The 25,809-nt window shown below is 66.6% G+C and carries 23 protein-coding genes and 1 tRNA gene; 15 read left to right on the forward strand and 9 right to left on the reverse strand.

Features of this window, described 5'->3' with window-relative positions:
• The first annotated feature begins 66 nt into the window (after positions 1-66).
• Together GPX89_RS39955 and GPX89_RS39960 are read left to right on the forward strand one after the other, a co-directional pair.
• Positions 67-1,131, forward strand: coding sequence for a phosphotransferase family protein (locus tag GPX89_RS39955; protein ID WP_157392983.1), 1,065 nt, complete (start codon positions 67-69; stop codon positions 1,129-1,131).
• Between the two features lie 80 nt (positions 1,132-1,211).
• Positions 1,212-1,790, forward strand: coding sequence for a DinB family protein (locus GPX89_RS39960; RefSeq protein ID WP_157392984.1), 579 nt, complete (start codon positions 1,212-1,214; stop codon positions 1,788-1,790).
• A gap of 10 nt (positions 1,791-1,800) precedes the next feature.
• Here the strand turns inward: GPX89_RS39960 and GPX89_RS39965 are convergent, their stop codons facing one another.
• Positions 1,801-2,991, reverse strand: a complete 1,191-nt coding sequence (locus GPX89_RS39965) for a serine hydrolase domain-containing protein (protein WP_157392985.1) — start codon at positions 2,989-2,991, stop codon at positions 1,801-1,803.
• A gap of 140 nt (positions 2,992-3,131) precedes the next feature.
• Here GPX89_RS39965 and GPX89_RS39970 point away from each other — a divergent pair, with 140 nt between their 5' ends.
• The 4 genes from GPX89_RS39970 to GPX89_RS45705 all read left to right on the forward strand — a co-directional run bounded on the left by GPX89_RS39970 (position 3,132) and on the right by GPX89_RS45705 (position 6,607).
• Positions 3,132-4,559, forward strand: coding sequence for an amino acid permease (locus tag GPX89_RS39970; RefSeq protein WP_157392986.1), 1,428 nt, complete (start codon positions 3,132-3,134; stop codon positions 4,557-4,559).
• A 1-nt stretch (position 4,560) separates the two neighbouring features.
• The gene (locus GPX89_RS39975; protein WP_328602859.1) at positions 4,561-5,373 is read left to right on the forward strand and encodes a serine hydrolase domain-containing protein; all 813 of its coding nucleotides are present in this window, start codon (positions 4,561-4,563) and stop codon (positions 5,371-5,373) included.
• 121 nt (positions 5,374-5,494) lie between these two features.
• A complete protein-coding gene (locus GPX89_RS39980) occupies positions 5,495-6,028 on the forward strand; it encodes a DUF3145 domain-containing protein (protein WP_328602860.1) in 534 nt (177 codons plus the stop codon).
• A 141-nt stretch (positions 6,029-6,169) separates the two neighbouring features.
• Positions 6,170-6,607, forward strand: a complete 438-nt coding sequence (locus GPX89_RS45705) for a hypothetical protein (RefSeq protein ID WP_157392988.1) — start codon at positions 6,170-6,172, stop codon at positions 6,605-6,607.
• 298 nt (positions 6,608-6,905) lie between these two features.
• Here the strand turns inward: GPX89_RS45705 and dctA are convergent, their stop codons facing one another.
• The gene (gene dctA, locus GPX89_RS39990; RefSeq protein WP_157392989.1) at positions 6,906-8,261 is read right to left on the reverse strand and encodes a C4-dicarboxylate transporter DctA; all 1,356 of its coding nucleotides are present in this window, start codon (positions 8,259-8,261) and stop codon (positions 6,906-6,908) included.
• A 200-nt stretch (positions 8,262-8,461) separates the two neighbouring features.
• On the opposite strand from dctA, the gene GPX89_RS39995 reads away from it, so the two are divergent.
• Both GPX89_RS39995 and GPX89_RS40000 read left to right on the forward strand, forming a co-directional pair.
• Complete coding sequence (locus GPX89_RS39995) at positions 8,462-9,418, forward strand: LLM class F420-dependent oxidoreductase (protein WP_157392990.1); 957 nt, start codon at positions 8,462-8,464, stop codon at positions 9,416-9,418.
• 88 nt (positions 9,419-9,506) lie between these two features.
• Positions 9,507-10,544, forward strand: a complete 1,038-nt coding sequence (locus GPX89_RS40000) for an RNA polymerase subunit sigma-70 (protein ID WP_157392991.1) — start codon at positions 9,507-9,509, stop codon at positions 10,542-10,544.
• A 70-nt stretch (positions 10,545-10,614) separates the two neighbouring features.
• Here the strand turns inward: GPX89_RS40000 and GPX89_RS40005 are convergent, their stop codons facing one another.
• From GPX89_RS40005 to aceE, 6 genes are all read right to left on the reverse strand, one after another.
• Positions 10,615-12,045 carry an acyl-CoA carboxylase subunit beta gene (locus tag GPX89_RS40005; RefSeq protein ID WP_157392992.1) on the reverse strand — a complete coding sequence of 477 codons (1,431 nt, stop codon included), beginning with the start codon at positions 12,043-12,045 and terminating at the stop codon, positions 10,615-10,617.
• Between the two features lie 164 nt (positions 12,046-12,209).
• Positions 12,210-13,460, reverse strand: a complete 1,251-nt coding sequence (locus tag GPX89_RS40010; RefSeq protein ID WP_328602861.1) for a KasA/KasB family beta-ketoacyl-ACP synthase — start codon at positions 13,458-13,460, stop codon at positions 12,210-12,212.
• An 11-nt stretch (positions 13,461-13,471) separates the two neighbouring features.
• On the reverse strand, positions 13,472-13,777 hold the full coding sequence (gene acpM / locus GPX89_RS40015; protein ID WP_033086997.1) for a meromycolate extension acyl carrier protein AcpM: 306 nt from the start codon (positions 13,775-13,777) through the stop codon (positions 13,472-13,474).
• A gap of 98 nt (positions 13,778-13,875) precedes the next feature.
• A complete protein-coding gene (locus tag GPX89_RS40020; RefSeq protein ID WP_328602862.1) occupies positions 13,876-14,790 on the reverse strand; it encodes an ACP S-malonyltransferase in 915 nt (304 codons plus the stop codon).
• 128 nt (positions 14,791-14,918) lie between these two features.
• Positions 14,919-16,220 carry a PucR family transcriptional regulator gene (locus tag GPX89_RS40025; protein ID WP_456237944.1) on the reverse strand — a complete coding sequence of 434 codons (1,302 nt, stop codon included), beginning with the start codon at positions 16,218-16,220 and terminating at the stop codon, positions 14,919-14,921.
• Between the two features lie 45 nt (positions 16,221-16,265).
• Entirely contained in the window at positions 16,266-19,166 is a 2,901-nt protein-coding gene (gene aceE, locus GPX89_RS40030; RefSeq protein WP_157392994.1) for a pyruvate dehydrogenase (acetyl-transferring), homodimeric type, read from the reverse strand.
• Between the two features lie 230 nt (positions 19,167-19,396).
• On the opposite strand from aceE, the gene GPX89_RS40035 reads away from it, so the two are divergent.
• The 7 genes from GPX89_RS40035 to pdxR all read left to right on the forward strand — a co-directional run bounded on the left by GPX89_RS40035 (position 19,397) and on the right by pdxR (position 25,157).
• Positions 19,397-19,954, forward strand: coding sequence for a hypothetical protein (locus tag GPX89_RS40035; RefSeq protein WP_328602864.1), 558 nt, complete (start codon positions 19,397-19,399; stop codon positions 19,952-19,954).
• Positions 19,955-20,091: 137 nt separating this feature from the next.
• Complete coding sequence (locus tag GPX89_RS40040) at positions 20,092-20,514, forward strand: DUF3052 domain-containing protein (RefSeq protein WP_328602865.1); 423 nt, start codon at positions 20,092-20,094, stop codon at positions 20,512-20,514.
• A 130-nt stretch (positions 20,515-20,644) separates the two neighbouring features.
• Positions 20,645-21,109: a peroxiredoxin gene (locus GPX89_RS40045; RefSeq protein ID WP_157392996.1), complete on the forward strand. Its 465-nt coding sequence runs from the start codon at positions 20,645-20,647 to the stop codon at positions 21,107-21,109.
• A gap of 28 nt (positions 21,110-21,137) precedes the next feature.
• A tRNA-Val gene (locus GPX89_RS40050) sits at positions 21,138-21,209 on the forward strand.
• 233 nt (positions 21,210-21,442) lie between these two features.
• Positions 21,443-22,870: an AAA family ATPase gene (locus tag GPX89_RS40055; protein WP_157392997.1), complete on the forward strand. Its 1,428-nt coding sequence runs from the start codon at positions 21,443-21,445 to the stop codon at positions 22,868-22,870.
• Positions 22,867-23,514 (forward strand): DUF4276 family protein, encoded by a 648-nt coding sequence (locus GPX89_RS40060; RefSeq protein WP_157392998.1) that lies wholly within the window; start codon positions 22,867-22,869, stop codon positions 23,512-23,514. Before GPX89_RS40055 ends, GPX89_RS40060 begins: the two co-directional genes overlap by 4 nt.
• A 305-nt stretch (positions 23,515-23,819) precedes the next feature.
• Complete coding sequence (gene pdxR / locus GPX89_RS40065; RefSeq protein ID WP_328602881.1) at positions 23,820-25,157, forward strand: MocR-like pyridoxine biosynthesis transcription factor PdxR; 1,338 nt, start codon at positions 23,820-23,822, stop codon at positions 25,155-25,157.
• Here pdxR and GPX89_RS40070 read toward each other — a convergent pair.
• On the reverse strand, positions 25,149-25,562 hold the full coding sequence (locus GPX89_RS40070; RefSeq protein WP_157393092.1) for a cupin domain-containing protein: 414 nt from the start codon (positions 25,560-25,562) through the stop codon (positions 25,149-25,151). The two genes, pdxR and GPX89_RS40070, sit on opposite strands and share 9 nt — an antisense overlap.
• Positions 25,563-25,809 lie beyond the last annotated feature (247 nt).

Consider the following 25,809-nt stretch of genomic DNA (forward strand, 5'->3'; position numbering starts at 1 on the left):
CGTGAACGAGGCCCCCGCCACTACTGCGGGCGGACGCCTTCAGTTCTCTCGGCGGCCTGGGGCACAATGGGCGGCATGTCTGTAGCGCAGCCGGTCGAGGTGGATCGTGACGTCGTCGATTTCGCGATCGTCGGGAAATGGATGGAAGAGCAGGGCTTGCCCGGCGGCGAGTTCGAGGATGTGAAGCCGCTCGGCGGCGGCACCCAGAACATCATGCTGCGCTTCCGCCGCGGCGGCGCCGACTACGTGCTGCGGCGCGGGCCCAAGCATCTGCGCGCGGCCAGCAACACCGTCATCCAGCGCGAGTCCCGCATCCTGGGTGCGCTCGGCGACACCGAGATCCGCGCCCCCAAGGTGATCGCCGCGTGCCCGGACGAGTCCATGCTCGGCGCGTCGTTCTACCTGATGGAGCCGATCAACGGCTTCAACCCGCAGAACGAGCTGCCCGAACCGCACGCCTCCGACCCGGAGGTGCGCCGGCAGATGGGCCTGTCGGCCGTCGAGGCCATCGCTCGCCTCGGCTCCCTCGATCACGAGGCGCTCGGCCTGGCCGACTACGGCAAGCCCGAGGGCTTCCTGGAACGCCAGGTGCCGCGCTGGCTCAAGGAACTCGAGTCCTACAGCGTCAACGAGGGCTACCCCGGCCCGGAGATCCCCGGCGTCCAGCAGGTCGGCGAGTGGCTCGACCGCAATCGCCCCACCACCGCGAAACCCGGCATCCTGCACGGCGACTGCCACCTGGCGAACATGATGTTCTCCTTCGATGGCCCCGAGGTGGTGGCCATGGTCGACTGGGAGATGTCCACCATCGGCGACCCACTGCTGGATCTGGGCTGGCAGATCGCCACCCGGCCCGAGCCCGGCACCACCGGTGCGGCTCTGGTCGGTTCGCTCGGCGCGGTGGGCGGGCTGCCCACGGCCGAGGAGATGATCGCGCACTACGGGCAGTTCTCCGATCGCGACCTGAGCCACGTCACCTGGTACTCCGTGCTGGCGTGCTTCAAGCTCGGCATCGTGCTGGAGGGCACCCATGCGCGCGCCTGTGCGGGCAAGGCGCCCAAGCAGGTCGGCGACTTCCTGCACGCCATCACCCTCGAGCTGTTCGAGAAGGCGCACCGCTGGATGGAGTGACGGCGAACCTGTCGCCATCTTGCCGATGGGTGGCTGAATGTTGGTGGACGGCAATCTAACGCCAACGTAAGTTGTCTGCCATGCCGATCGTTCCCGATGCCAAAGACTGGACCTGGGTGCTCGAACGCCCCTGCGCCGACTGCGGATTCGACCCCGACACCATCGCCTTCGAGGCCGTGCCGGGGTTGACCCGCGACAGCGCCGCCCGCCTGGCCGCGGCCCTGGAACGACCGGACGCGAGCCTGCGGCCCGACGACTCCACCTGGTCGACCGTGGAATACGCGGCCCACGTCCGCGACGTGTGCCGCATCTTCACCCACCGGCTCGACATCACCCGCACCGCCTCCGCCCGTCCCGGACCGGCGATCGGCGGCTACGACACCACGGTCACGGTGGGGGACAACGGGATTCCCATGTTCGCCAACTGGGACCAGGACGCCACCGCGCTGGCCGAGAACTACGCGGCCGCCGAAACCGCCGCCGTCGCGGCCGAACTCGCCACCGCCGCCGAAATCGTCGCGCACGCCTTCGAATCCGTGCCCGTCGCCGAGCTGGATCGGGCGGCCCTGCGCAGCAACGGTTCCGCGTTCACCATCGACTCCATGGCCCGCTACTTCATCCACGATCTCGTGCACCACGTGCACGACGTCCGGGGCTAGCCCGGCTCGGTCAGCGGCAGCGGAGCAGGGCCTCGCGCAGATTGCGGGAGCGGACATCGTCGAGCACCGCCAGGCCCAGGCGGTTCATCGCATAGCCGAAGCCGAGACCCGTTGCCGGATCGGCGAATCCGAACGAACCGCCGTAGCCGGTGGTGCCGTAGGCGCGTTTGTCCGAGCCGAAGCGGAAACTGCCGCGCGACTTGCGGAAACCCAGGTGGTAGCGGCTCGGGGTGAGCAGCACCAGATCCTCGGCGGGCACGTCGTCGGCGGTATCGGCGGCGGCCAAGCGGTCCAGCAGCTCTCGCTCGATGGGCAGCTCGCCGGTGCGCGCCGCGGCCGCACCGTAAACGCGGGCCAGCGCGCGGGCGGTGCCGACACCGCCGTGCCCGGGGCTCTCGACCGCGAGGAACTCGCGGCGGGCCGCCTTGGCGGCCGCGCCCATGCGCGGACTGTTGAGCGCGCGATAGGACAGGCCGCGCTTGCCGTAGAGCTGAATTCCGATGCGCACCGGCAGATCCCGCTCATAGCGCAGGATATCGAGGCCCTCGGTCGCCGACATGGTGGCGATGCGATCCATCGAAACGTCTTCGGGCAGACCGATATAGAAGTCCAGGCCCAGCGGCTCGGCGAACTCCTCGGCGAAGATCCGGCCCAGCGTGCGATGCCGTGGATCGACGCGACGGATCAACTCCCGCTGATACAGCCCCGCGGTGATCGGGTGGTAGCCGTGCCGAGTTCCCGGTCGCCACAACGGTTTCTGCTCCGCCAGCACGGCCGCCGTGCCATCCAGGTCCGCCACATCCGGCAGCCGCAGCACCCGATCCAGCGCGGGCACGCCCGCCTGATGGTCCAGCAGCTGCCGCACGGTGATCGACTCTTTCCCGTGCGCGGCGAACTCCGGCCAGTGCAGGGCGACCGGATCCTCGTAGCCGAGCAGTCCCGTCGACACCGCCCACGCCACCACGAACGCGGCCATGCCCTTGGTGGAGGAGAACACCGGGGCCATGGTGTCGCGCTCCCACGCCACTCGCCGATTGCGATCGCGCTGCCCGGCCCACAGATCCACCACCGGCCGATCCCCGTCGAATACGGCCACGGCCGCACCGATCTCGCCGTGCCGGGTGAAATTGCGGCGGAACGCGTCGGCGACCGGGCCGAAACCCGAGTCCACCTCGCCGTGGATCGTGACCTGCTCACTCATGATGGGTCCGATCGTAACCGGGTCCGGCGACCGCGCACGGCGGTCACTACGCCAGCGCATAGCTGTGAGCAGTGCAAACAGCTCTCGACACGACACCCTGATGTCCGGAATGCACCTCTGACCAGGTAGCGTGGCCGTACATGCCCGGAATCGCGCGGATTACCTCATCATTGCTGCGGACCAAACCCGTCGAACAGCTCACCTCCGACGGCGAACACACCGCCCTGCGCCGCAGCATGGGCCTGATTCCGCTGATCTCGCTGTCGGTCGGGGCGACCCTGGGCACCGGCATCTTCGTGGTCCTCGGCGAGGCCGCGCCGCTGGCCGGACCCGCCGTCGTGGTCTCCTTCGTGATCGCCGCACTGGCCGCGCTGTTCTCGGCGCTGTCGTACGCCGAGCTCGCCAGTGCGGTGCCGGTGTCGGGCTCGGCCTACTCGTATACCTATGCGACGCTGGGCGAGATCATCGCCTGGGTGTGCGGCTGGTGCCTGCTGCTCGAGTACGGCGTCTCGGTCGCGGCGGTCGCCGTCGGGTGGGGCGCGTACCTCAACGAGTTTCTCGGCTCCACCATCGGCTGGCGTATTCCGGACGTGCTGGCGCAGCCGCCCGGTGACGGCGGGGTGTTCAATCTGCCCGCGGCCGTCGTGGTGTTGTTCGCGACCGTCGTGCTGCTGGGCGGCATCCGGGAGAGCGCGCGGGTCACCACCGTCACCACCATGATCAAGATCGCGGTGCTGATCTTCTTCGTGTGCGTCGCGGTCACCGCGTTCAACTCCTCGAACCTGCACCCCTTCGCGTCCTACGGCGTCTCCGGCATCGGCGCGGCGGCCTCGATGGTGTTCTTCTCCTTCATCGGCTTCGACGCCGCCTCCACCGCGGGCGAGGAGGCCAAGAATCCGCAGCGAGATCTGCCGCGCGCCATCATCATTTCGCTCGGCATCGTGACGCTGGTGTACGTCGCGGTGGCGCTGACCGCCGTCGGCGCGGTCGGCATCGACGGCGTCAGCGGCTCGGGCGCGTCCCTGGCCACCGTGCTGGAAGTCGTCACCGGACGCGGCTGGCCCGCCACCATCCTCGCGGGCGGCGCGGTCATCGCCATCGCCTCGGTCGTGCTGACCGTGCTCTACGGGCAGACCCGCATCCTGGTCGCCATGTCCCGCGACGGGCTCATGCCCAAGGTGTTCTCGCGGGTCGGCAAGCAGCGGGTGCCGACGGTCAACACCCTCATCGTCGGTGGCGTGGTCGCGGTGCTCTCGGCGCTGGTGCCGCTGGGAGAACTGGTGAACGCCACCAATATCGGCACCCTGGTCTCCTTCGGCCTGGTGAACATCGGCGTGCTGGTGCTGCGCCGCACCAAGCCCGAGCTGCCGCGCACCTTCCGCACCCTGGTGCCCCTGGTCCCGGTGATCGGCGTCGCCATGTGCGTGTGGCTGCTCATCCACCTGCCGGGCGTCACCTGGCTGGCCTTCACCCTGTGGTCGGCGGTCGGACTGGTGGTCTACTTCGGCTACGGCCGCCGCCGCTCGGCCCTGAACAAGGTCGCGGTGGCGGAAACCGTAGGCTCGTAACGTGCGAGCGCTCGATCAGATTCGACAGTGGCCGGTTCCCAACGCGGCGGCGGGTGTCGCCGTCCGCGGCAAAGGCGTGGTGGACACCGAGGGTGATACCGCGAAGGTCTTTCCCCTCGCCTCGGTGACCAAACCCCTTGTGGCGTACGGGGTCCTGGTGGCGGTCGAGGAGGGGGCGATCGAGCTGGACCAGCCCGCGGGCCCGCCCGGATCCACGGTGCGGCACCTGCTCGCCCACACCTCCGGCCTGGCCTTCGACTCGACCGCGGTGCTGGCGCAGCCGGGCGCGAAGCGGATCTATTCCAGTGCCGGGTTCGAAGTGCTCGCGGATTTCGTTGCGGCGCAGACGGGTATCGCGTTCGATCAATATCTGCGCGAGGCCGTTTTCGAGCCGCTGGGCATGAATTCCTCGGCGCTGGCGGGTCCCGCCGGGCATGCCGGGCGGTCCTCGGTCGCAGATCTGCTGCGCTTCGCCGAAGAATTGCTGGAACCCTCGGTCGTGAGTGCGGAATTGGTTTCCGAAGCAAGCACAGTGCAATTCCCGGATCGCAATGGCGTACTTCCCGGATTCGGGTCGCAGCGCCCCAACGACTGGGGTCTCGGATTCGAAATCCGCGATCACAAGAAACCGCACTGGACCGGCGCCACGAACTCGCCGCGCACCTTCGGGCACTTCGGCCAGTCCGGGACATTCCTCTGGGTCGACCCGGACGTCGGCATGGCGTGTCTCGCGCTCGCGGACGAAAATTTCGGTGATTGGGCCCGTATTGCCTGGCCGCCCCTCAGTGACGCCGTAATCGCGGAGTTTGGGTAGCGCCCGACACGGGCATTAAGTAACACACGCAACACCGGGCACTCCAGTAAACTCGGGCAACGCCGAGCCACGACATGGGCCGTTGGGGAAGACGTCCCTCGTCGAGCCGGAGGTGTCAGTGGTGCGTGCGTCTAGTCAGTTCGCGGAGGCGACGTCTGGAGTCGTCTACATCCATTCGTCGCCGGCGGCGCTGTGTCCGCACATCGAATGGGCGCTCACCTCCACCCTCAAGGCTCCCGCGAAACTCCGCTGGACCGCCCAGCCCGCCGAGTCGGGGCAGCTGCGCGCGACCACCGATTGGTACGGTCCGGTCGGTACCGGCGGGAGATTAGCCAGAGCATTGCGCGATTGGCCGGTCCTCTATTTCGAAGTCACCGAGGAACCCAGCGAGGGTGTCGACGGCGAGCGCTTCTCCTTCGTCCCCGGCCTCGGCCTCTGGAGCGGCGCGACCGGCGCCAGCGGCGACATCATGGTCGGCGAGAACCGCCTGCGCGCCATCGTCGCCGAGGCCCGAGCCCACGGCCGCAACTCCGCCACCGAGATCGCCGCCGCCATCGACCGCGCCCTCGGCACCCCCTGGGACGACATCCTCGAGCCCTACCGCCTCGGCGGCGACGGCGCGGAGGTCACCTGGCTGCGCCGCGACGTCGGCTGACCGACCCCGCCGCGCTATCGGCTGATCGATTCCGCCGCGACATCGGCTGACAGGTCGTGCCGAACTACGCGTGGCATCCCTCGCGAACGCCGCGAACCGGGCAGAATGCCCAGGGGAGGGGCACCCGACGAGGAGGCTTTCGTGCGGACCACAGCGAAGATCGCAGCCGTGACAGCGAAGATCGCGGGCGCGGCACTGGCCATCGCCGCCGCCTTCGCCCTCACCGCCTGCAACGACACCTCCTCCACCGCCGCCTCCGGCACCTCCACCCACCCCGCCGCGGCCCCCACCTCCGCCGCCGCCTTCCCTGCAGCCGGCCACCAGGCCGTCCAATGCGGCACCGGCCCTTGGGGCCTCGCGGTGGTCGCCTCCACCGCCCACGGCGACGACTTCTGCCCCACCGCGATCTCGGTCGTCAACGCCTACGCCGGCCAGCGTGCCAAGCAGTCCACCGGCGACATCGCCGTAGAGGTCGACACCATCCGCTGGGTCTGCGGTGAGCGCCAAGGCAGCCCGAACCCCTACCAGGAATGCTCCAGCCAGAACGAGTCAGCCGACAAGGTCCGCCTGCTCTCCTGACCTTTCGCCACGGCGGATGGTCATCACGGCGACCGCGGTGAGGCCCAACAGGATCAGCGTCAGGGCGAGCATCGCGGGGTTGCTGCCTTTGCGGCCGTCGGACCACGGGCCGATCGGCTGACCTAGCGAATCAAGGTCCGCCGCTACTCCCGACTCCCAGCCGTCGTCTCTCGGCGGAAGATGAATGCGCTGACGATCACCAGAGCAGCCAGAACCACCACCGAAAGCCGCAGCGCGACAGGTCCGTCGATGAACATCTGCGAGCTGTCCGAGGTGTGCTTCGGGACGCCTGAGCGGTTCATACCCGCGCCCGATCCGCCATCGGATCCGGGTCGTCCAGCGGTTCCACCGGCTTCCCGTCCAGCACGCGGGCGAGCCGGTCGGAATCCAGCTGGCCCTCCCACCGGGCCACCACCAGGGTGGCGACGCAGTTGCCGAGCAGGTTCACCGTCACCCGCATGGAGTCCATGAGCCGGTCCGCACCGAGCAGAATCGCCACGGCCGCAACGGGAATCGAGCCGTGCCCGATGGCGCTGACGGTCGCCGACAGCGCCAGGAAGGAGGAGCCCGGCACACCCGCCATGCCCTTGGAGGTGAGCATGAGCGCGGCCAGGGCGGTCACCTGCTCGCCCACGCTCAGGTCGACGCCCAGCGCCTGCGCCAGGAACAGCACGCAGATCGCCAGGTACAGGGTCGCGCCGTCGAGATTGAACGAATAGCCCGTCGGCACAACCAGACCCGTGGTGGCGCGCGAGCAGCCCGCGTCCACCAGCTTGGTCATGATGCGCGGCAGCACCACCTCGGTGGACGCCGTGCCCAGCGCCACGAACAGTTCATCCTTGATGTAGCGCAAGAACTTCCACAGGCTCGCACCCGCGAAGATCCGCGTGATCGCGGCCAACACCAGAATGAACAGCAGCGCCGCCCCGTAGCAGCACGCGATCAACTTCCCGTATGTGCCAAGGGCTTTCAGCCCGTACTGTCCGATGATGTAGGCCATCGCCCCGAACGCGCCCAGCGGCGAGAGCCGCATGATCCAGCCGATCACGATGAACAGGATCCGGCTCACGTGGTCGATGGCCTCCAGCACCACCGGTGGCCCGTTCTCCCCGAACTTCGCCAGCGCCAGCCCGAACAGCACCGACACGAACAGCACCTGCAGCAGCTTGTTCTCGGCGAACGCCGAAACCAGTGACGTCGGAATGATGTTCAGCAGGAAATCGACGGTGTGCGGCAGCTCCGCCTTCTGCGTCGTCTTCGCGATCTGGTCAGCCCCCGTGGCCAGCGTCTGCGCGTCGATGTGGAACCCCGCGCCCGGCTTCACCAGGTTCCCGACCAGCAGCCCGAACAGCAACGCGAAGGTGGTCACCACCTCGAAGTAGATCAGTGCCTTGACCCCGATCCGCCCGACAGACTTGAGATTCCCGACGTGCGCGATCCCGAGCACCACCGTGCAGAACACGATCGGCGCGATCACCATCTTGATCAGCTTGATGAACCCGTCCCCCAACGGTTTCAGATCGGTCCCCAGCCACGGCCAGAACTTGCCGACCACGATGCCCGCGACCACCGCGATCAGCAGCTGCGTGAACATCGATCGGTACCACGGTGTTCGCGGGACCGTGGTCGCCCCGGCTGCGAGCGTCTCTGACATGCCCCGCACGCTAGAAAGCCCCGGTATCCGCCGCGTATCGGGGACGTGTCAACAAAATTTCGTAAGTTTTGTACACGCGGGCGGGTGGTCCCGGGTATGGCGTTGCTCTTGCCGCTGTGACCTGCGGAGAGTTCCCCAGGAAGCGCGGCGGGCGTCGATATGGGTGACAGCTACCCGTTCGACCAGAAAGCCGCGCCAGCATGAAATTCAGCCTTTACCTCCCCACCGGGCTCGGACACGATTTCGCCGGGCACACCGATCCGGTCGCGGCCTACGAAACGATCACCGAGCTGGCCCGGGCGGCCGACGAATCGGGATACGAGACGGTCTGGGTCGCCGACCATTTCGTCCCGTTCCCGCCCGCACCGGACTACGTCTTCGAAAGCTGGACCACACTCACCGCGCTGGCCCGGGACACCGGCCGCATCCGTATCGGTCAGATGGTGACGGGCAACAATTACCGCAACCCCGCCCTGCAGGCCAAAATGGCCTCCACCCTGGACGTCATCTCGCACGGCCGCCTGACCTTCGGCATCGGCGCGGGCTGGTACGAGGACGAATACACCGCCTATGGCTACCGATTCGACGACGCACCCACCCGGTTACGGCAACTCGGCGAAGCCGCCCGCATCATCCGCTCGATGTGGACCCAGCCCGAAACCACCTTCGACGGCAAGCACTACCGAGTGCACAGGGCGCTGAACGACCCCAAAGGTGTTCAGCAGCCGCACATCCCGCTGCTGATAGCGGGCGCCGGTGAGAAGGTCACCTTGAGACTGGTCGCCGAGCACGCCGACGCGTGCAATGTCCAGGTGTCGCCGGATGAACTGGTCCGCAAGTACCGGATCCTCGCCGAACACTGCGCGGCGCTCGGCCGCGACTACGACACCATCACCCGCACCTCGACCAGCTACTGCATCATCGCCGACACCGATGCCGAAGCCCGGGCGCAAGTCCCGCCGTGGTCGCCCATGGTCTTTCCGGGCGAACTGGCCGACTACGGACTCATCGGCACCCTCGACACCATCAGAGACCGGATCGCCGCCTACCAAGCCGCAGGCGTCGACGAACTCCTGATCGGTTTCCACAACTCCCTCGACCCGGGCACGGTGCGTGATTTCGCCAAGGAGTTCATCGACGCGGATGAATTGCCCTGACCTGCGCGGAGTTACCTTTCGTCGGCCGATCGAGTCGATACCTACGATGGTTTCGAACGGCGAAACCCGGCCGACGGCAGGAGTTCCGATGACGCGTGACCGGCGTGCGGCGGTCAGGGCCGCGCGTGGAAAGACCGACAGTGACGTGGCGGCGGACCGGAGGTTCGTCGCGGAAACCGAGCGGCACCGTCGTGAACTGCTGGCCCACTGCTATCGAATGGTCGGTTCCGTGCACGAGGCCGAGGACCTGGTGCAGGAGACCTACATTCGCGCGTGGCGCGGGTACGCGAGATTCGAGGGCCGGTCCTCGATCCGCACCTGGCTCTACGCCATCGCCACCCGGGTCTGCCTGGACGCCCTGGCCGATGATCGGCGACGGCTGCTGCCCGCCGGCTTGGGCGACCCCTACCAGGGGCCGGATGCCCCGCCCGACCCCGACACCGGGTCGGGGATCTCCTGGCTGCAGCCGCTGCCGGACGCACTGATCGCCGACTCGGCCGACGATCCCGAGTCGTCCGTGATCGACCGCGAATCCCTGCGTTTGGCCCTGGTCGCCAGCCTGCAGCACCTGCCCGCCCGCCAGCGCGCGATCCTGATCCTGCGGGAGGTGCTGGCCTTCACCGCCGCCGAAACCGCCACCATGCTCGGCACCACACCGGCGGCAGTGAAGGCCGGCCTGCAACGAGCCCGCCTCCGGCTCACCGAACTCGACACCGCTCCCGATGACCTGATCGAACCCACCGACCCGCGCGCCCGCACTCTCCTGGCGGGCTACATCGCCGCCTTCGAACACTCCGATGTCACTCTGCTGGAACAGGTCCTGCGCGCCGACGCCACCTTGGAAGCAACCCCGTACAAGAACTGGTACGCGGGCCGAGCGGCCTGCATGCGTCAACTGGAGCGGTACGTCCTGGGCGCGCCGGGCGACTGGCGCATGCTGCCCACCAGAGCCAACGGCCACCCGGCCGTCATCGCCTACCACCGCGACGGAGACGGCCCACCGACCCCCTACGGGGTCGCGGTGCTGACACCCACCGCAACCGGCGTGACCAGAGTGATCGCCTTCCAAGACCCGAGCCTGGTCGCCGCCTTCGGATTCCCGGCCACACCCACGCCTCGCCGATGACTCGGTCTGGAACGACACAGCGGGCGGTCTCCAAAGGAGACCGCCCGCTATCGCGTTGCCGTGTAGTCGATTACAACGGGATGTTCTTGTTGTGCTGGGGGCGGGACGGGGCCGCCGCCAGCGCCGCGGCGATGGTGGAACGGGTCTTGGCCGGGTCGACGATCTGGTCGACGACGCCGATGGCCATGGCGCGCTCGACGCCGCCGGCGATGCGCTCGTGCTCCTCGGTGAGGCGCTCGAGCATGGCCTCGCGCTCCTCCTCGGGGGCGGCGGCGAGGGCCTTCTTGTGCAGGATGCCGACCGCGGCCTTCGCGCCCATGACGGCGACTTCGGAACCGGGCCAGGCGTAAACCGCTGTGGCGCCGAGGGATCGGGCGTTCATGGCGATGTAGGCGCCGCCGTAGATCTTGCGGGTCACCAGGGTGACGCGGGGGACGCGGGCCTCGGCGAAGGCGTGCAGCAGCTTCGCGCCGCGGCGGACCACGCCCTCGAACTCCTGGGAGACGCCGGGCAGGTAGCCGGGGACGTCGGTGACGACGATCAGCGGGATGCCGAAGGCGTTGCACAGGCGCACGAAACGCGAAGCCTTCTCGGCGCTTTCGGAGTTGAGGCAGCCGCCCAGGCGGATCGGGTTGTTGGCCAGCACGCCGACGGTGCGGCCGCCGAGGCGGCCCAGGCCGACCACCATGGAGCGGGCGTAACCGCCCTGCAGTTCCTCGAAAGTGCTTTCGCCGTCGACATTGTCGAGCAGCTCGTTGATGATCGGCTTGACGTCGTAGGCGCGCTTGGCCGACTCCGGCATCATGGCCTTGAGGTCGACGTCGCCGTGTTCGGCTGCGGCCAAATCGAATTCGCCCTGCTCGGCGAACATCGAGACCAGGCGGCGCGCGCGGTGCATGGCGTCGGACTCGTCATCGGCGACGATGTGGCAGACGCCGGACTTCTTGCCGTGGGTGATCGGGCCGCCCAGGGTCGCCATGTCGACGCTCTCGCCGGTCACCGTCTTCACGATGTCCGGTCCGGTCACGAAGACACGGCCTTCCGGGGCCATGATCACGACGTCGGTCAGTGCGGGACCGTAGGCGGCGCCACCGGCGGCGAAGCCGAGCACCACGGAAATCTGGGGGACCTGGCCGGACGCGCGGACCATGGCCTCGAAGACCAGTCCGACCGCGTGCAGGGCCTCGACGCCCTCGGCGAGACGCGCGCCACCCGAATGCCACAGGCCCACAACGGGAATCTTGGATTCGATGGCGGTATCGATCGCATCGACGATGTGCTTGCAACCCTCGACGCCCATGGCGCCGCCCATCACGGTCGCATCGGAGCAGTAGGCGACGGTGCGGACACCGTCGATCTCACCGATGGCGGCGAGCACGCCGGACTTGTCGCGGGGGTGCAGCGGAAGAACGGTTCCGGGATCGAAGAAGCGCTGCAACCGGCCCAGCGGGTCGCGGGGATCGGTCGTGGTATCCGCATGTGCGGGAGCCATGATGGTCATCGCAAACTCTCCTCTAGAGGAAAATGCGGTCGCTTGGAGCGGCTGCGAAATGTCGAAAATCCCGGCAGGGGATTGCGGGTCTGGGATCTCGATCCGAGATCCCCTGCCGGGACCGCTTGTCTTACTGACCGGTTCTAGAAGTGCGCGGTGCTTCTGAGTGCGCGTCAGTACCGGCCGAAGGCGAGCGCGACATTGTGCCCACCGAAACCGAAGGAGTTGTTGATCGCGTACTGGATGTCCTGCTGGCGCGCCGCGCCGTGCACGACATCCAGGTCGATCGCCGGATCCTGGTTCTCGAGGTTCAGCGTCGGGGGGACGATGCCGTCCCGGATGCTGAGCACCGTGAGAATCGACTCGAGGGCGCCGACGGCGCCGATCGAGTGGCCCAGGGCCGACTTGGGCGCGTAGACCGAGGCGTGCTGGACGCCGGCCTTGTGAATCGCGTTCGCTTCCGCGGTGTCACCGACGGGGGTGGCAGTCGCGTGGGCGTTGATGTGGGTGACGTCCTTGGGCGACAACCCGGCGGTCTGCATCGCACGCTGCATGGCGCGAGCGGCACCGCTGCCCTCCGGATCGGGAGCCACCAGGTGGAACCCGTCGGAGGTGATACCCGCGCCCATGAGCCGGGCGTGGATGGTGGCGCCGCGAGCCTTGGCGCTCTCCTCGGTCTCGACGACCATGAGCGCGCCCGCCTCGCCGAAGACGAAGCCGTCGCGGTCCTTGTCGAAGGGGCGCGAGGCCGCCTTCGGGTTGTCGTTGCGGGTCGACATGGCCCGCATCATGGAGAACGCGGCGATCGGCACCGAGTCGATGAAGCCCTCGACACCACCGGTGACCACCATGTCGGCGTCACCCATGACGATCATCCGCCACGCGTTGGCGATGGCTTCCGAACCCGACGAACACGCCGAGACCGGAGTGATCACTCCCGCCCGGGCCTTGAGTTCGAGACCGACGACGGCCGAGGGGCCGTTCGGCATGACCATCTGTACCGCCAGCGGCGAGATCTTGCGGTAGCCGCCGTTCTTCAGCTTGTCGACCGAGTCGATGAGCGCGTCACCGCCGCCGAGGCCGGTGCCGATGGCGACACCCAGCCGCAGCGGGTCGATCTCGGGCGAGCCCGCGTTCTTCCACACCTCGCGACCGAGGGTGATAGCGAGTCGCTCGACATACGCCATACGACGGATCTCGACACGATCGAGGAGCGTGTCCGGCGACACCTTCAGGTGGCCGCCGATACGCACCGGGAGGTCGTACTCCGCGATGAAGTCGTCCTCGAGAGTGTCGATGCCGCTCTCGCCGTTGAGGAGGCCCTTCCACGTCGCATCGACGTCACCGGCGATCGACGTGGTCGCCGCCATGCTCGTAACGACGACGTTGGGGAAGTTCCCGTTCAAGGTGGAAGGAGTGGTCACGGTGTCGGTTCCTACTCGCCCTCGGCGCCGAACTTGGCCTTCAGCTCGGCGGCCGCGTCGGAGTTCTCGGCCTCGAGCTTCTGGATGTACGCCACCGCGTCGCCGACGGTCTTCAGGCTCGCCAGGTCCTCGTCGGGGATCTTGACGCCGTACTTGTCCTCGGTCTGGACGGCGATCTCGACCATCGACAGCGAGTCGATGTCCAGGTCGTCGACGAAGGACTTCTCGATGGTGACCTCGGAGGGCTCGATACCGGTCACCTCTTCGATGATCTTGCCGAGCTCTTCGACGATCTGTTCCTGGGTCAGAGCGGCCACTGTGGTGGCTCCTTATCTTCTGTAGAGGGGTGGGAATTTTTCGTTGTTTGCGACCCGATTGCTCCATCGCCGTTGATGGGAGCGGGCCGCGAGCCAAGCTAGCTTGTTGCGGCCAGCTCGGCGAGCGCGGGGAGATCCGCGGGGGTCTTCAGCGCCAGATTCGGGGTGCCCTTGAGCTCCCGCTTGGCGATGCCGACCAGGGTGCCCGCCGGCGGCAGCTCTGCCACCGCGGAAACCCCTGCCGCGCGAATCGTTTCGGTGCACAGGTCCCAGCGCACGGGGCGCGTGACCTGGGCAGCGAGCTTGTCGATCGCATCGCGACCGGAGTTGACCGGCTGACCGTCGAAGTTCGACAGCAGGGTCCGCACCGGCTCGCTGGGCGCGATCTGGGCGATGGCCTCCGCCACCGCGTCCTGGGCGGGTGCCATGAACGCGGTGTGGAAGGCGCCGGCGACCGGGAGTGCACGGACGCGGGCCTTTTCGGGCGGGTTCGCGGCCAGGGCTTCGAGCGCCTCGAGCTTACCCGCGGCCACGATCTGACCCACCGCATTGCGGTTGGCCGGAACGAGCCCGAGCTCCTCGAGACGAGCGAGCACCTCCGCTTCGTCGCCACCGAGCACCGCGGACATGCCGGTCGGCTCGAGCGCGCAAGCCTTGGCCATCTCCGCTCCGCGGATGGCGGCCAGGGTCACCGCGTCATCGGCGGAGATGACTCCGGCGACGGCGGCGGCGGCGAATTCGCCGACCGAATGTCCGGCGACGATGGTATCCGCGGGAATCGAGTCCTGCGGGATTTCAGCAAAGGCAAGCAGAGCGGCCGCGACGACGAGCGGCTGGGTGACAGCCGTGTCCACGATCTCTTCCGCGGTCGCAGTCGTACCCAAACGCAGCAGGTCCAGCCCCGCGGCCTTGCCCCACAGCGCGATGCGATCCGCGGCGCCGGGAAGTTCGAGCCAAGGGGTGAGCATGCCGGGTGTCTGAGAGCCCTGTCCAGGGGCGAGCAATGCGATCACGGGATTAAGAAAACACTGTGGTGGCGCTCTCACGAGATGTCGGCGCGAATGAAGGTTGCTTGGCACTTTTGTGAGGAGTCCACAAAAGACCAAGTGGGTTGTCCGGATCGCCCCATCCGCGAATCTCGTTACAGCCCATCCTGAGGGTCTGTGACGGGAGTCACATCAGTGGCAGGAGTGGGCGATTCGTTACGAGTTCGAGTCAGCCTGCCTACTGTGGCCGCGATTCGTAACACATAGGCATCGCGCGGATTCATGGGATCTCGACCCGTGATGTCGGCGATTCGCTTGAGCCGATAGCGCACCGTATTTGGATGAACGAACAGCTGGCGGGCGCAGGTCTCGACGGCTCCACCGCAATCCAGGTACGCGTCCAGCGTGTCCGAGAGATCGGCGCTGGCGGCGGCCAACGGTAGCACGAGGTGCTCGTTCAGGGCGTCCACCGCCGCGCGGTCGCCCAGCAGGGCGCGTTCGGGTAGGAGTTCGGAGGCGTGCACCGGTCGCGGCGCGCCCCGCCAGCCCACCACGGCCTCCATCCCGGCCATCGCCTCGACCGAGCTGACGTGCCCGGCGGAGAGGGTTCGCATGGTCGGGCCGATCACCACCGGACCCTCGGAGAAGGCCTCGGCGAGCAGATCCGAGAGGAACTGGGACGGATACATCGGGTCCCCGAGATGTCCGCTGACTACCATCACCAACCGCGAACCCTGCACCACGGCGAGGGCGTTGCGGTTGTGCCGGGCGGCGACACTATGTACGGAACTGACAACGGCCACCTGATCCTTGGGGGGCGTTCCCACAAGGACGGTCGCGGGGGCGGTGGCATCCCAGTTGAGAGTGGCCGCGCGCGAGAGCATCTCGGGGCCGGTGTCGCCGCGCACCACCGCGTCGACGACCAGGGCCTCCAATCGGGTGTCCCAGGCGCCGCGGGATTCGGCCGCGGAGGCGTAGACCGAGGCGGCGGCGAAACCGAGCTCACGCCCGTAGCGCAGCACCGCCTCGGTCAGCGCGACCAGCTGACGGTCGTTGCGCGCCAACGCCGGCAGCCACTGCTCGAAGAACTCCATGGCCACCCGGACCATGTCGACGGTCTGGCGCAGTGTGAGCCGCCGCGCCAGATCGTCCGGAATCACTTGGAAGGCATCGAGACTGAATCGGATATCCGATTCGGGGTCCTGCAGCCATTCCAGGAAGTTCACCACCGCCGTCTGCACCAGCATCTGGACGCCGGCGCGCTGGGCGGCGTCCAGATTGGCGAAGAACGGCAACCGATCCTGCATCGAGGCCACGGCCTCGGTCGACAGGCGACCGGAGAACTGCTTGACCCTCTTCAGAAGCGTGTCCGGAAGCGGGTCGCGCGTCTGCCGATTCGGAGAGAGCGCGCCGGTCGGGAGATAGACCTCGTGGGAGGAGGTGCCCTCTTCGTTGATCCGGCGCGGCCTCGGCGGTTTACGTTCCACGGTTCTTATGTTCGGTTATGCGTCGCCACCTTCGGTACCGGGTACGGCCTTCGGCGCGGCGTTCACGTCGTCGATGGCGTAGCGGCGGGCCGCCTCGGACACCGTGGCCTGGGCGATCCGGCCCTGATTGGCCAGCCCTTGCAACGCCGCCACCACGATGGACGCGGCATCCACGTTGAACACGCGGCGCGCCGCCGGGCGCGTGTCGGAGAAGCCGAAACCGTCGGTGCCCAGGGTGATGTACTCGCCCGGCACCCACTGGCGGATCTGATCCGGCACGGCGCGCATCCAGTCGGAGGCGGCCACGAACGGTCCCTGCGCCTTGGACAGCACCTCGGTGATGTAGGGCAGGCCCGGATCCGTGTCGGGGTGGCGGAGTTTCGCGATCTCCTTGGACAGGGCTTCCTTGCGGAGCTCGCCCCATGAGGTCACCGAGTAGAGATCGGCCTGGACATTCCACTCGTCGGCCAGCATCTCCTGGGCGCGCAGGCCGTCGGGCATGGTGACGCCCGAGACCAGGATGTTCGCGCGCAGAATGCCCGCGGAACCGGGCTTGTAGAGATAGATGCCCTTGAGCAGGCCCTGCACGTCCAGGTTCTCCGGCTCGGCCGGCTGCACGTACGGCTCGTTGTAGAGGGTGATGTAGTAGAAGATGTCCTCGCCGCCGAACTCGTGGTGCACCGAGTGCGCCTCGGGATCGGTGCCGGGCAGCGCCTCCTGGTAACCCTGGGCCAGGCCGCCGCCGTACATCCGGCGCATGCCGTCGCGCACGATGTGGGCGATCTCGTAGGAGAAGGCCGGATCGTAGGGGACGCACGCCGGGTTGGTGGACGCCAGCAATAGCGAGTGACCGTCGTTGTGCTGCAGTCCTTCACCGGTCAGCGTGGTCCGCCCGGCGGTCGCGCCGAGGACGAAGCCGCGGGCCATCTGGTCCGCCGCCGCCCACAGACCGTCGCCGGTGCGCTGGAAGCCGAACATCGAATAGAAGATGTAGAGCGGGATCATCGGCTCGCCGTGGGTGGAGTACGAGGTACCCACCGCGGTGAAGCTCGAGGTCGAACCGGCCTCGTTGATGCCCTCGTGCAGGATCTGGCCGACGCTCGACTCCTTGTAGGCGAGCATCAGATCCGCGTCGACCGACGTGTACAGCTGGCCGTTGCGGTTGTAGATCTTCAACGACGGGAACCACGAGTCCATACCGAAGGTGCGGGCTTCGTCGGGGATGATCGGCACGATGCGCTTGCCGATCTCCTTGTCGCGCAACAGCTCCTTCATCAGGCGCACGAACGCCATGGTGGTGGCCACCGACTGCTTGCCCGAACCCTTGCGGACGCTGCGGTAGGCCTCGTCGCCGGGGAGCTGCAGCGGCTTCGCCATGGTGCGGCGCTCGGGGACGAAACCGCCCAGCTGGCCGCGGCGGTTCATCATGTACTGGATCTCGGGCGCGTCCATGCCGGGGTGGTAGTACGGCGGCAGGTACGGGTTCGCCTCGAGCTCGGCGTCGGTGATCGGAATGCGCTGCAGGTCGCGGAACGCCTTCAGATCGTCGAGGGTCATCTTCTTCATCTGGTGCGTGGCGTTGCGGGCCTCGAAGTGCTTGCCCAGGCCGTAGCCCTTGATGGTCTTGGCGAGGATGACCGTCGGCTGTCCCTTGTGCGCCATGGCCGCGGCGTAGGCCGCGTAGATCTTGCGGTAGTCGTGGCCGCCGCGCTTGAGGTTCCAGACCTCGGAGTCGGACAGGCCCTTGACGAGTTCCTTGGTGCGCGGATCCCGGCCGAAGAAGTGCTCGCGTACGTAGGCGCCGTCATTGGCCTTGTAGGTCTGGTAGTCGCCGTCGGGGGTGGTGTTCATCAGGTTCACCAGCGCGCCGTCGCGGTCGGCCTGCAGCAGGGCGTCCCACTCGCGGCCCCACACCACCTTGATGACGTTCCAGCCGGCGCCGCGGAAGAACGACTCCAGCTCCTGAATGATCTTGCCGTTGCCGCGGACCGGGCCGTCGAGGCGCTGCAGGTTGCAGTTGATGACGAAGGTCAGGTTGTCCAGGCCCTCGTTGGCCGCCACCTGGATCAGGCCGCGCGATTCCGGCTCGTCCATCTCGCCGTCGCCGAGGAACGCCCAAACGTGCTGGTCGGACGTGTCCTTGAGGCCGCGGTCGTGCAGGTAGTGGTTGAAGCGCGCCTGGTAGATGGCGTTCATCGGGCCCAGGCCCATGGAGACCGTGGGGAATTCCCAGAAGTCCGGCATCAGGCGCGGGTGCGGATACGACGACAGGCCGTGGCCGGGGCCGCCGTGGCTGTATTCCTGGCGGAAGCCGTCCATCTGGTCCGTCGTCAAGCGGCCTTCCAGGAAGGCGCGGGCGTAGATGCCCGGCGAGGCGTGGCCCTGGATGAAGATCTGGTCGCCGCCGCCGATGTGGTCCTTGCCGCGGAAGAAGTGGTTGAAACCCACCTCGTAGAGCGCCGCCGAGGACGCGTAGGTCGAAATGTGGCCGCCCACACCGATTCCCGGGCGCTGGGCGCGGTGCACCATGATCGCGGCGTTCCAGCGGATGTAGGCGCGGAAGCGGCGCTCGACCTCTTCGTCGCCGGGGAACCACGGCTCGTTCTCGGTGGGGATGGTGTTGACGTAGTCGGTGGAGGTCAGCGCGGGGATCGCGACGTGGCGTTCACCGGCGCGCTCGAGCAGGCGCAGCATGAGGTAGCGGGCGCGGCCGGGGCCCTCGCGGGTCAGCATCTCGTCGAAGGAGTCGAGCCATTCGCTGGTCTCCTCCGGATCGATGTCCGGCAGGTATGACGCCACCCCCTCGCGAATCACTCGAACCCGGCCTCCCGCCGGGGATTTGCGGGTCGATCCGGCCTCCGGCCCCTGGGCGCCGTTGGCGGAATTCGACGAAGTCGGGTGCATCAAGTCGGTCAAGACGTTTGCTCCTCGTACACATGGGGTGGGACATCTGGTGTGGCGTCAATACCCCGGGTAGCCGTTGGTGCGCGGCGTACCCGTAACGATTGGTCTGGGGCGCATCTCACATCCTTGCCGATGATGCGGCCCAGGTCATCATGTCAGCCCGAAATCCAGTACGGTTGCGCAGGGAACCGCGCCGCTAGCGACGGCATCCACACCGCCGGTCTGGATCGGGGAGGACTCGAGTGAAGCTGCTGAACCCGCGGGGGTTCGGATTGGTGTGCGCCGGTGCGGCCGTGGCGATGGGGCTGGTGCTGGCCGGGTGTGCGAACACGGTCGAGGGTACCGCTACCGCGAATCAAGCCGAGGTGAGCTCGTACAAGGCCGAGGCGGCGACGTCCGCGGCGGCGGCCAGTTCGTCCAAGGCCGCGGCGGCGATCGCCAAGGCGACGGCCGACAACTGCGACACGTTCCGCAAGACCACCGGCACCCAGGTCGACCGCTACAACGAGTTCGTGGACGCGCACGACGCCAGCACCGCCGACCAGATCGCCAAGCGGGACGCGGCGGCCGGCGCGCTCGAGGACGCGGCGAAAGCGGTCGAGGCTCAGGTGAACTCGGCCGGGGCGGGGCTGCCCGCCGATCTCGCGGGCAAGTTCACCGACTACGTGGTCGCGGCGCGCGCGTTGGCCGCGGAGATTCGGAAGATGTCGTCCGGGTCGTCGGTGGCGCCGCTGAACGACGCGAGCAAGAAGGTCAACGACGCTCTGACGGCGGTCCGGAACGTCTGTCCGGCGAAGTGAATCCGGGCTGTCCGGCGCGTCCCTCGGGTCTCACATACGACATTTAGGGTGCGATTTCGGCCGATCGGCTTGCGCTGAGGGCTTTTACCATGTTCGCTTGCAACTACCTATTGTCGGGAGTTGAGGAGGACACCACCGTGGTCGCCGCGGCGGACGCGCAGAACTACGCTCAGAAGCTTGGCATTGCACACGGCATGGTTGTTCAAGAACTGGGCTGGGACGAAGATACCGACGACGAACTGCGGGCGGGTATCGAGGAAACGATCGGTTCCGAGTTGCTTGACGAGGACACCGACGAGGTTGTCGATGTCGTGCTGCTGTGGTGGCGGGACGGGGACGGCGATCTCGTCGACGAGCTGATGGACGTTGTCAGTCCGCTCGCGGACGATGGCATCGTCTGGGTCCTGACCCCCAAGACCGGCCAGCAGGGTCATGTGGACCCCAGTGAAATCGCCGAGTCGGCTACCCCCGCCGGCCTCACCTCGACCACCCCGGTCTCCCTGGGCACCTGGACGGGCACCAAGCTCACCCAGCCCAAGACGCCCTCCAAGCAGCGCTGAAACCTTCCACTAAGGTTTCAGTGAGCCGAGCGGCACGCGTGGATACCCCGTGTCTCCATCGCGTGCCGCTCGCTGCTGGGTCGCGAATGTGGCCCGGCGCTGCGCCAGGACACAGGATGGAGGGGTAGCTATGCCGCTAGAGGTCGGTACGGTCGCACCGGACTTCACGCTGAAGGACCAGAACAACCAGGAAGTCACGCTGTCGAGCTTCCGCGGCGAGAAGAACGTCCTGATCGTCTTCTACCCCTTGGCCTTCACCGGCATCTGCCAAGGCGAACTCTGCAAGGTCCGAGACGAACTCCCCAAGTTCCAGAACGACAACGCCGAGATCCTCGCCATCTCCGTGGGCCCACCCCCCACCCACAAGATCTGGGCCGCCGAACAGGGCTACACCTTCCCGCTGCTGTCCGACTTCTGGCCCCACGGCGCGGTAGCCCAGTCCTACGGCGTCTTCAACGAAAAGTCCGGCTACCCCAACCGCGGCACCTTCGTCGTCGACAAGGACGGCATCATCCGCTTCGCCGAGATGAACGGCCCCGGCGAGCCCCGTGACCAGCAAGCTTGGGAAAAAGCGTTGGCCACACTAGATTCATAACCCGTCGCCCGACTTGCTCGGGCGCCCGGGGCGTATAGCTCAGCGGTAGAGCACTGGTTTTACACACCAGCGGTCGGGGGTTCGATCCCCTCTGCGCCCACTTTCGAAAACCCAGGTCACACCTGGGTTTTGCGTATCGATTCCGATCTTGGAAGCAGTTCATGTTGGCACTCGTGTAGCAAGCAGCGTTTGCCGGACGCTGTCTGAGCCCACTCGTCTGTCTAGGGTTGATCATGCTCGGGTGGCTCATGCTTCGAGTTCCCTGTGTGCGACATGACAAGGAACGGTCCAGGTACGGTGAGCCATCAGCAATAAACCGGTAGCCTGACGTGCATGCTTACCAGGCTTGAGATTCGAGGCTTCAAGAACCTCCTTGATGTCCAAGTCGACCTTGGCCCGTTCACATGCATCGCGGGTGCGAACGGTATGGGGAAGTCGAACGTGTTCGATGCTATCGAGTTCCTGTCGCACCTGGCGTCTGAACCGTTGATGGAGGCGTCGCAGCGGGTACGTGGTGCGACTGGCATGCGAGGTGCTGATCCTCGGGATCTGTTCTGGGATGGATACCGCGACCATGAGCGCCGAATCTCTTTCGCTGCAGAGATGATCGTGCCAGCAGAGGTCGAGGATGATCTAGGAGCGCCCGCACGGGCTACCGCTACTTTTCTCCGTTATGAACTGGAGCTCGGGTTCTCGGCGCCTCAGGGCGAAAGTAGCGTTGGAAGGTTGACGTTGTGCCGTGAAGAACTCCGTCACATCAACCGAGGGGATGCCCCCAAGCACCTGCGATTCCCTCACAACGCAAAGAATTTTCGCAGTGCAGTCGTCCTTGGGCAGCGTCGCGGCGGAGCATTCTTGTCGACCGCGGAGCGGGACGGTTCGATCGTCATCAACGTCCATGGCGACGGCGGAAGCTTCGGTAAACCGCAGCCAAGGCCAGCAGCAAGGGCGGGCAGGACAGTCCTCAGCACAGTCACGACCAACGACTATCCAACGATCCTTGCCGCTCGCCGTGAGATGCAGAGTTGGTATCGGCTTGCACTGGAGCCCTCGGCGCTGCGTGCGCCAGATGGATTCGCTGATCCTCGCTCAATGGAAACTGATGGACGTCACCTCGCTTCAACCCTGTTCCGAATTGCCAACGAAAAACTTTCAGGCCAACTGAGCGCAGATCCTGATTCCGTGTATGCACAGGTTGCCGACCGGTTGTCAGATCTCTCGGGTGTGAGCGTTGAGAGTCTGACTGTCGAACCTGATCAGGTTCGTGAGGTTTTTACGTTGTTCCTCAGAGAACGTGGAGGACTACAGCTACCGGCTCGCGCGTTGTCTGAGGGTACGCTCCGATTCTTGGCTCTGTGTGTGTTGCTTGAGGATCCAGCGTTCACTGGACTTGTCTGCATGGAGGAGCCTGAGAACGGTATTCACCCGGGGAATCTTCCCGCGATGGTGCAGTTGGTGCGGGACCTTGCAGTGGATCCCAAATTTTCCCCAGGACAGGGCAATCCATTCCGGCAGGTCATCATAAACACGCACTCGCCGGGTGTCTTTCAGCTCTGCGACCCCGCTGATGTGCTGCTTGCGGAGACTCGTCCCTACCGGACTGCGGACGGGACTGTGACTGCGGCCTTATCGCTGCTGCCATATCAGGACTCATGGCGGAGGACATCGAGTGGCCCGACGTTCTCGAAAGCGGACGTGCTCCCGTATCTTGCGGCGCCGGTAGGAGCTCAGATTGCCCTTCCATTGGAGATGGTGGGATGAGCCGCAAGGTTTACCCCGGCCTGTTCATTTGTGAAGGAAGTTCCGATCAGCCTTTGGCTGAGATTATCGAAACGCTCTTTGTTGAGCGCGGTGTCGATGTTCGACTGTCTCATCCTGACTTCTCGTTGCTACCCAAGGTTGCAAAGGACGTTGGGTCGCGGGTGCGTGCCGGAATCGAGCTGCTTGGTGGCGTCGTTGATGTGATTGTCGTACACCGGGATGCAGATAATGCAGGTCCGGAGGCTCGCCGCGATGAAATCGATAGGGCCGTGAAGTCGGTCTACAGTGCAGCCACTACGGTGCCGGTCATCCCAGTCCGGATGACTGAGGCATGGCTTCTACTAGATGAGCGGGCTATCCGGAGGGCAGCGGGTAATCCGAGAGGGCGCAACGAAATCCAACTACCTGGTCTGCGGCGGGTGGAATCTGTTGCAGATCCGAAGCACTTGCTTCAACAGTGTCTACTTCAAGCTGCCGACTGTACCGGTCGACGTCGCGATCAGGTTTCGAAACGTTTCAATGAGCATCGCCGCCAGTTGCTTCGGCAGATTGACTGCTCGGGTTCTGTAACTGAACTGCCGAGCTGGCAGCAACTGATCGCCGATATCGACGCAGCGGTTGCGGTTCTTGCCCTATCCAGCTGAGTCCGCCCAACCGGATTGGTCTGACCACATGTCTGTGCCGAACGGGTGGGATCGATCTACGCTGGATTCGCAACAGGTTTACACACCAGCGGTCGGGGGTTCGATCCCCTCTGCGCCGACTTCGAAAGCCATGTCGGGCATGGATTTATGGCGATGTTCGAGGTTGGCTGTCTCGCTCTCGCGGGAACAGGCGACTATGCGGCGGGCTCGATCGATTCCTGGGATTGGCTCTACGCCTAGGGTGGGGGTCCGTGGTGGAAACTTGGGCCATTTCGGGCGGCGGTCTGTTGTTGGAGTTGCGGGGTGTGCGGCGGCGGGCTGCGTTGGAGGATGCTCTGCGTTCGGCGATCCGGGGTGGGAGGCTGGCTGCGGGGGTCAGGTTGCCGTCTTCGCGGGTGTTGGCGACCGAACTGGGCGTGGCTCGGAATACCGTGGCCGATGCGTACGGGCAGCTGGTGGCCGAAGGTTGGCTCGAGGCTCGGCAGGGCTCGGGTACGCGGGTTGCCGTGCATGGTGTCGAGACGGTTGTGCCCGGTTCGGCCGCGGTGGGCGCAGCGGGAGGCTCGGTTCGGTTCGATCTCTCGCCGGGTGTGCCGACGTTGGCCGGATTTCCGCGGTCCGGATGGAATGCGGCCGCCCGCCGGGCGATGACCGATGCCGCGGATGAATGCTTCGGCTATCCGGATCCGCGAGGGCACCCCGGACTGCGTCGTGCGCTGGTCGAGTATCTGGCCCGGGTGCGAGGCGTCCGGGCGGCACCCGAGCAGATCATCATCTGCTCGGGATTCAGGCAGGGGCTTGCCCTGCTCGCCGACGTGTTGCGCCGGGCGGGCACCGACCGAGTCGCGGTGGAGAGTCACGGTGTGGTCATTCACCATGATGTCCTGCGCGCCAACGGGATATCGACATGCCCGGTTCCGGTCGACGAATACGGTGCGCGGACCGATGAACTCGGCGATTGTGGCGCGGCTCTGCTGACGCCGGCGCATCAGTTTCCCTTGGGGGTCGCGCTGTCTCCCGAACGTCGCAATGCTGCGATCGGGTGGGCACGGGAGCGGTCGGCATGGCTTCTCGAAGACGACTATGACGGCGAATTCCGTTACGACCGTAGGCCGATCGGCGCGCTGCAGGCGCTCGCACCCGACCGGGTGGTGTACCTGGGTACCGCGAGCAAGAGTCTGGCCCCGGCGGTCGGGCTGGGTTGGATCGTCGCTCCCGCGGCACTCGTGGAGGAACTGGTCGAAGCGAAACGCCGGGCCGACGGGTTCACCGGTGTGCTGGAACAGCTGACGCTGGAACAGTTTCTGCGCAGCGGCGGCTACGACCGGCATGTGCGGCGTTGCCGGTTGCGATACCAGCAGCGGCGTGAGCAATTGCTGGCCGCGATGGCCGATACCGGTGCCACCGTCACCGGTATCGCCGCGGGCCTGCACGCCATGGTCGGGCTGCTGGATCTGCCCGCGAGCGAAGAACCGCGCTTGCGTCATCGCGCCGCGGCGATGGGGCTACGCATCCGCACGCTCACCGAGTTCACCGCGCAACCCGATCCGGCGGCGTCGGCGGCGGTGGTGGTGGGCTACTCGCGTCCGTCGGATTCCGCGCTGGCACCGGCTCTGGACCTGCTGGCCAGGACGTTACGCTAGGCCGTTCGGCGTCGGCAGGCCCCGGCGATCACGGCGAGCCTCCAACTCCTCCGGGGTCACCATGGTGAGCATCGGCTCGCCGGGCACTCCGATCATGACGACGACGAACCGGCTCGGCCGATCGGCGAGGTTGTTGGCCGCCTGGTAGTGGATGACATCGCCACCCGGCTCCCAGAAGCTCTCGCCCGCGTGAATCACATACGCGGGTGCGCCTTCCAGCTCGAACACCATCTCGCCCTCGAGCATGTAGCCGAACACCGGCCCGGAGTGACGGTGCGGCGGGGTTCCCGCGTCACCGGGCGCCAGTTCGACGATCACGGTCATGACATCGGCGCCGTCCGGAATATGCGGCGGCACAATGTGAGACAGGGTGGTGAGGAGGGTCTTCGATCCAGCCGGCGCCATCGCGGCGGCACAGTCGTTCGCGCCGTCGTGAGCTCGATCGGTCATGGCTTCCTGGTTCGTGCATTGACTCATGGCAAGCACGCTAGAAGCCGATCCATCCATGCGTGTGGTCCAGTTTTCGGTTCTTTTGCTGGGCCAATTCCGGCGGGTTCGCCCCTGACTGCTGCTCCGAAATCCCTTCCCCAAGGGGCCTGTCCGCCGGCCCACGCGGGCGGATCGCCTCCACTGGCCCAGATTTTGCACGCGC

Source organism: Nocardia terrae, from assembly GCF_009760405.1.
Lineage (GTDB): Bacteria > Actinomycetota > Actinomycetes > Mycobacteriales > Mycobacteriaceae > Nocardia > Nocardia terrae.

What these genes read in the sequence shown, in the direction of transcription:
- GPX89_RS39955 (WP_157392983.1), top strand. Translation starts at nt 67, where the DNA reads ATGGGCGGCATGTCTGTAGCGCAGCCGGTCGAGGTGGATCGTGACGTC.
- GPX89_RS39960 (WP_157392984.1), top strand. Translation starts at nt 1,212, where the DNA reads ATGCCGATCGTTCCCGATGCCAAAGACTGGACCTGGGTGCTCGAACGC.
- GPX89_RS39965 (WP_157392985.1), bottom strand. Translation starts at nt 2,991, where the DNA reads ATGAGTGAGCAGGTCACGATCCACGGCGAGGTGGACTCGGGTTTCGGC.
- GPX89_RS39970 (WP_157392986.1), top strand. Translation starts at nt 3,132, where the DNA reads ATGCCCGGAATCGCGCGGATTACCTCATCATTGCTGCGGACCAAACCC.
- dctA (WP_157392989.1), bottom strand. Translation starts at nt 8,261, where the DNA reads ATGTCAGAGACGCTCGCAGCCGGGGCGACCACGGTCCCGCGAACACCG.
- GPX89_RS39995 (WP_157392990.1), top strand. Translation starts at nt 8,462, where the DNA reads ATGAAATTCAGCCTTTACCTCCCCACCGGGCTCGGACACGATTTCGCC.
- GPX89_RS40000 (WP_157392991.1), top strand. Translation starts at nt 9,507, where the DNA reads ATGACGCGTGACCGGCGTGCGGCGGTCAGGGCCGCGCGTGGAAAGACC.
- GPX89_RS40005 (WP_157392992.1), bottom strand. Translation starts at nt 12,045, where the DNA reads ATGACCATCATGGCTCCCGCACATGCGGATACCACGACCGATCCCCGC.
- GPX89_RS40045 (WP_157392996.1), top strand. Translation starts at nt 20,645, where the DNA reads ATGCCGCTAGAGGTCGGTACGGTCGCACCGGACTTCACGCTGAAGGAC.
- GPX89_RS40055 (WP_157392997.1), top strand. Translation starts at nt 21,443, where the DNA reads ATGCTTACCAGGCTTGAGATTCGAGGCTTCAAGAACCTCCTTGATGTC.
- GPX89_RS40060 (WP_157392998.1), top strand. Translation starts at nt 22,867, where the DNA reads ATGAGCCGCAAGGTTTACCCCGGCCTGTTCATTTGTGAAGGAAGTTCC.
- GPX89_RS40070 (WP_157393092.1), bottom strand. Translation starts at nt 25,562, where the DNA reads ATGGCGCCGGCTGGATCGAAGACCCTCCTCACCACCCTGTCTCACATT.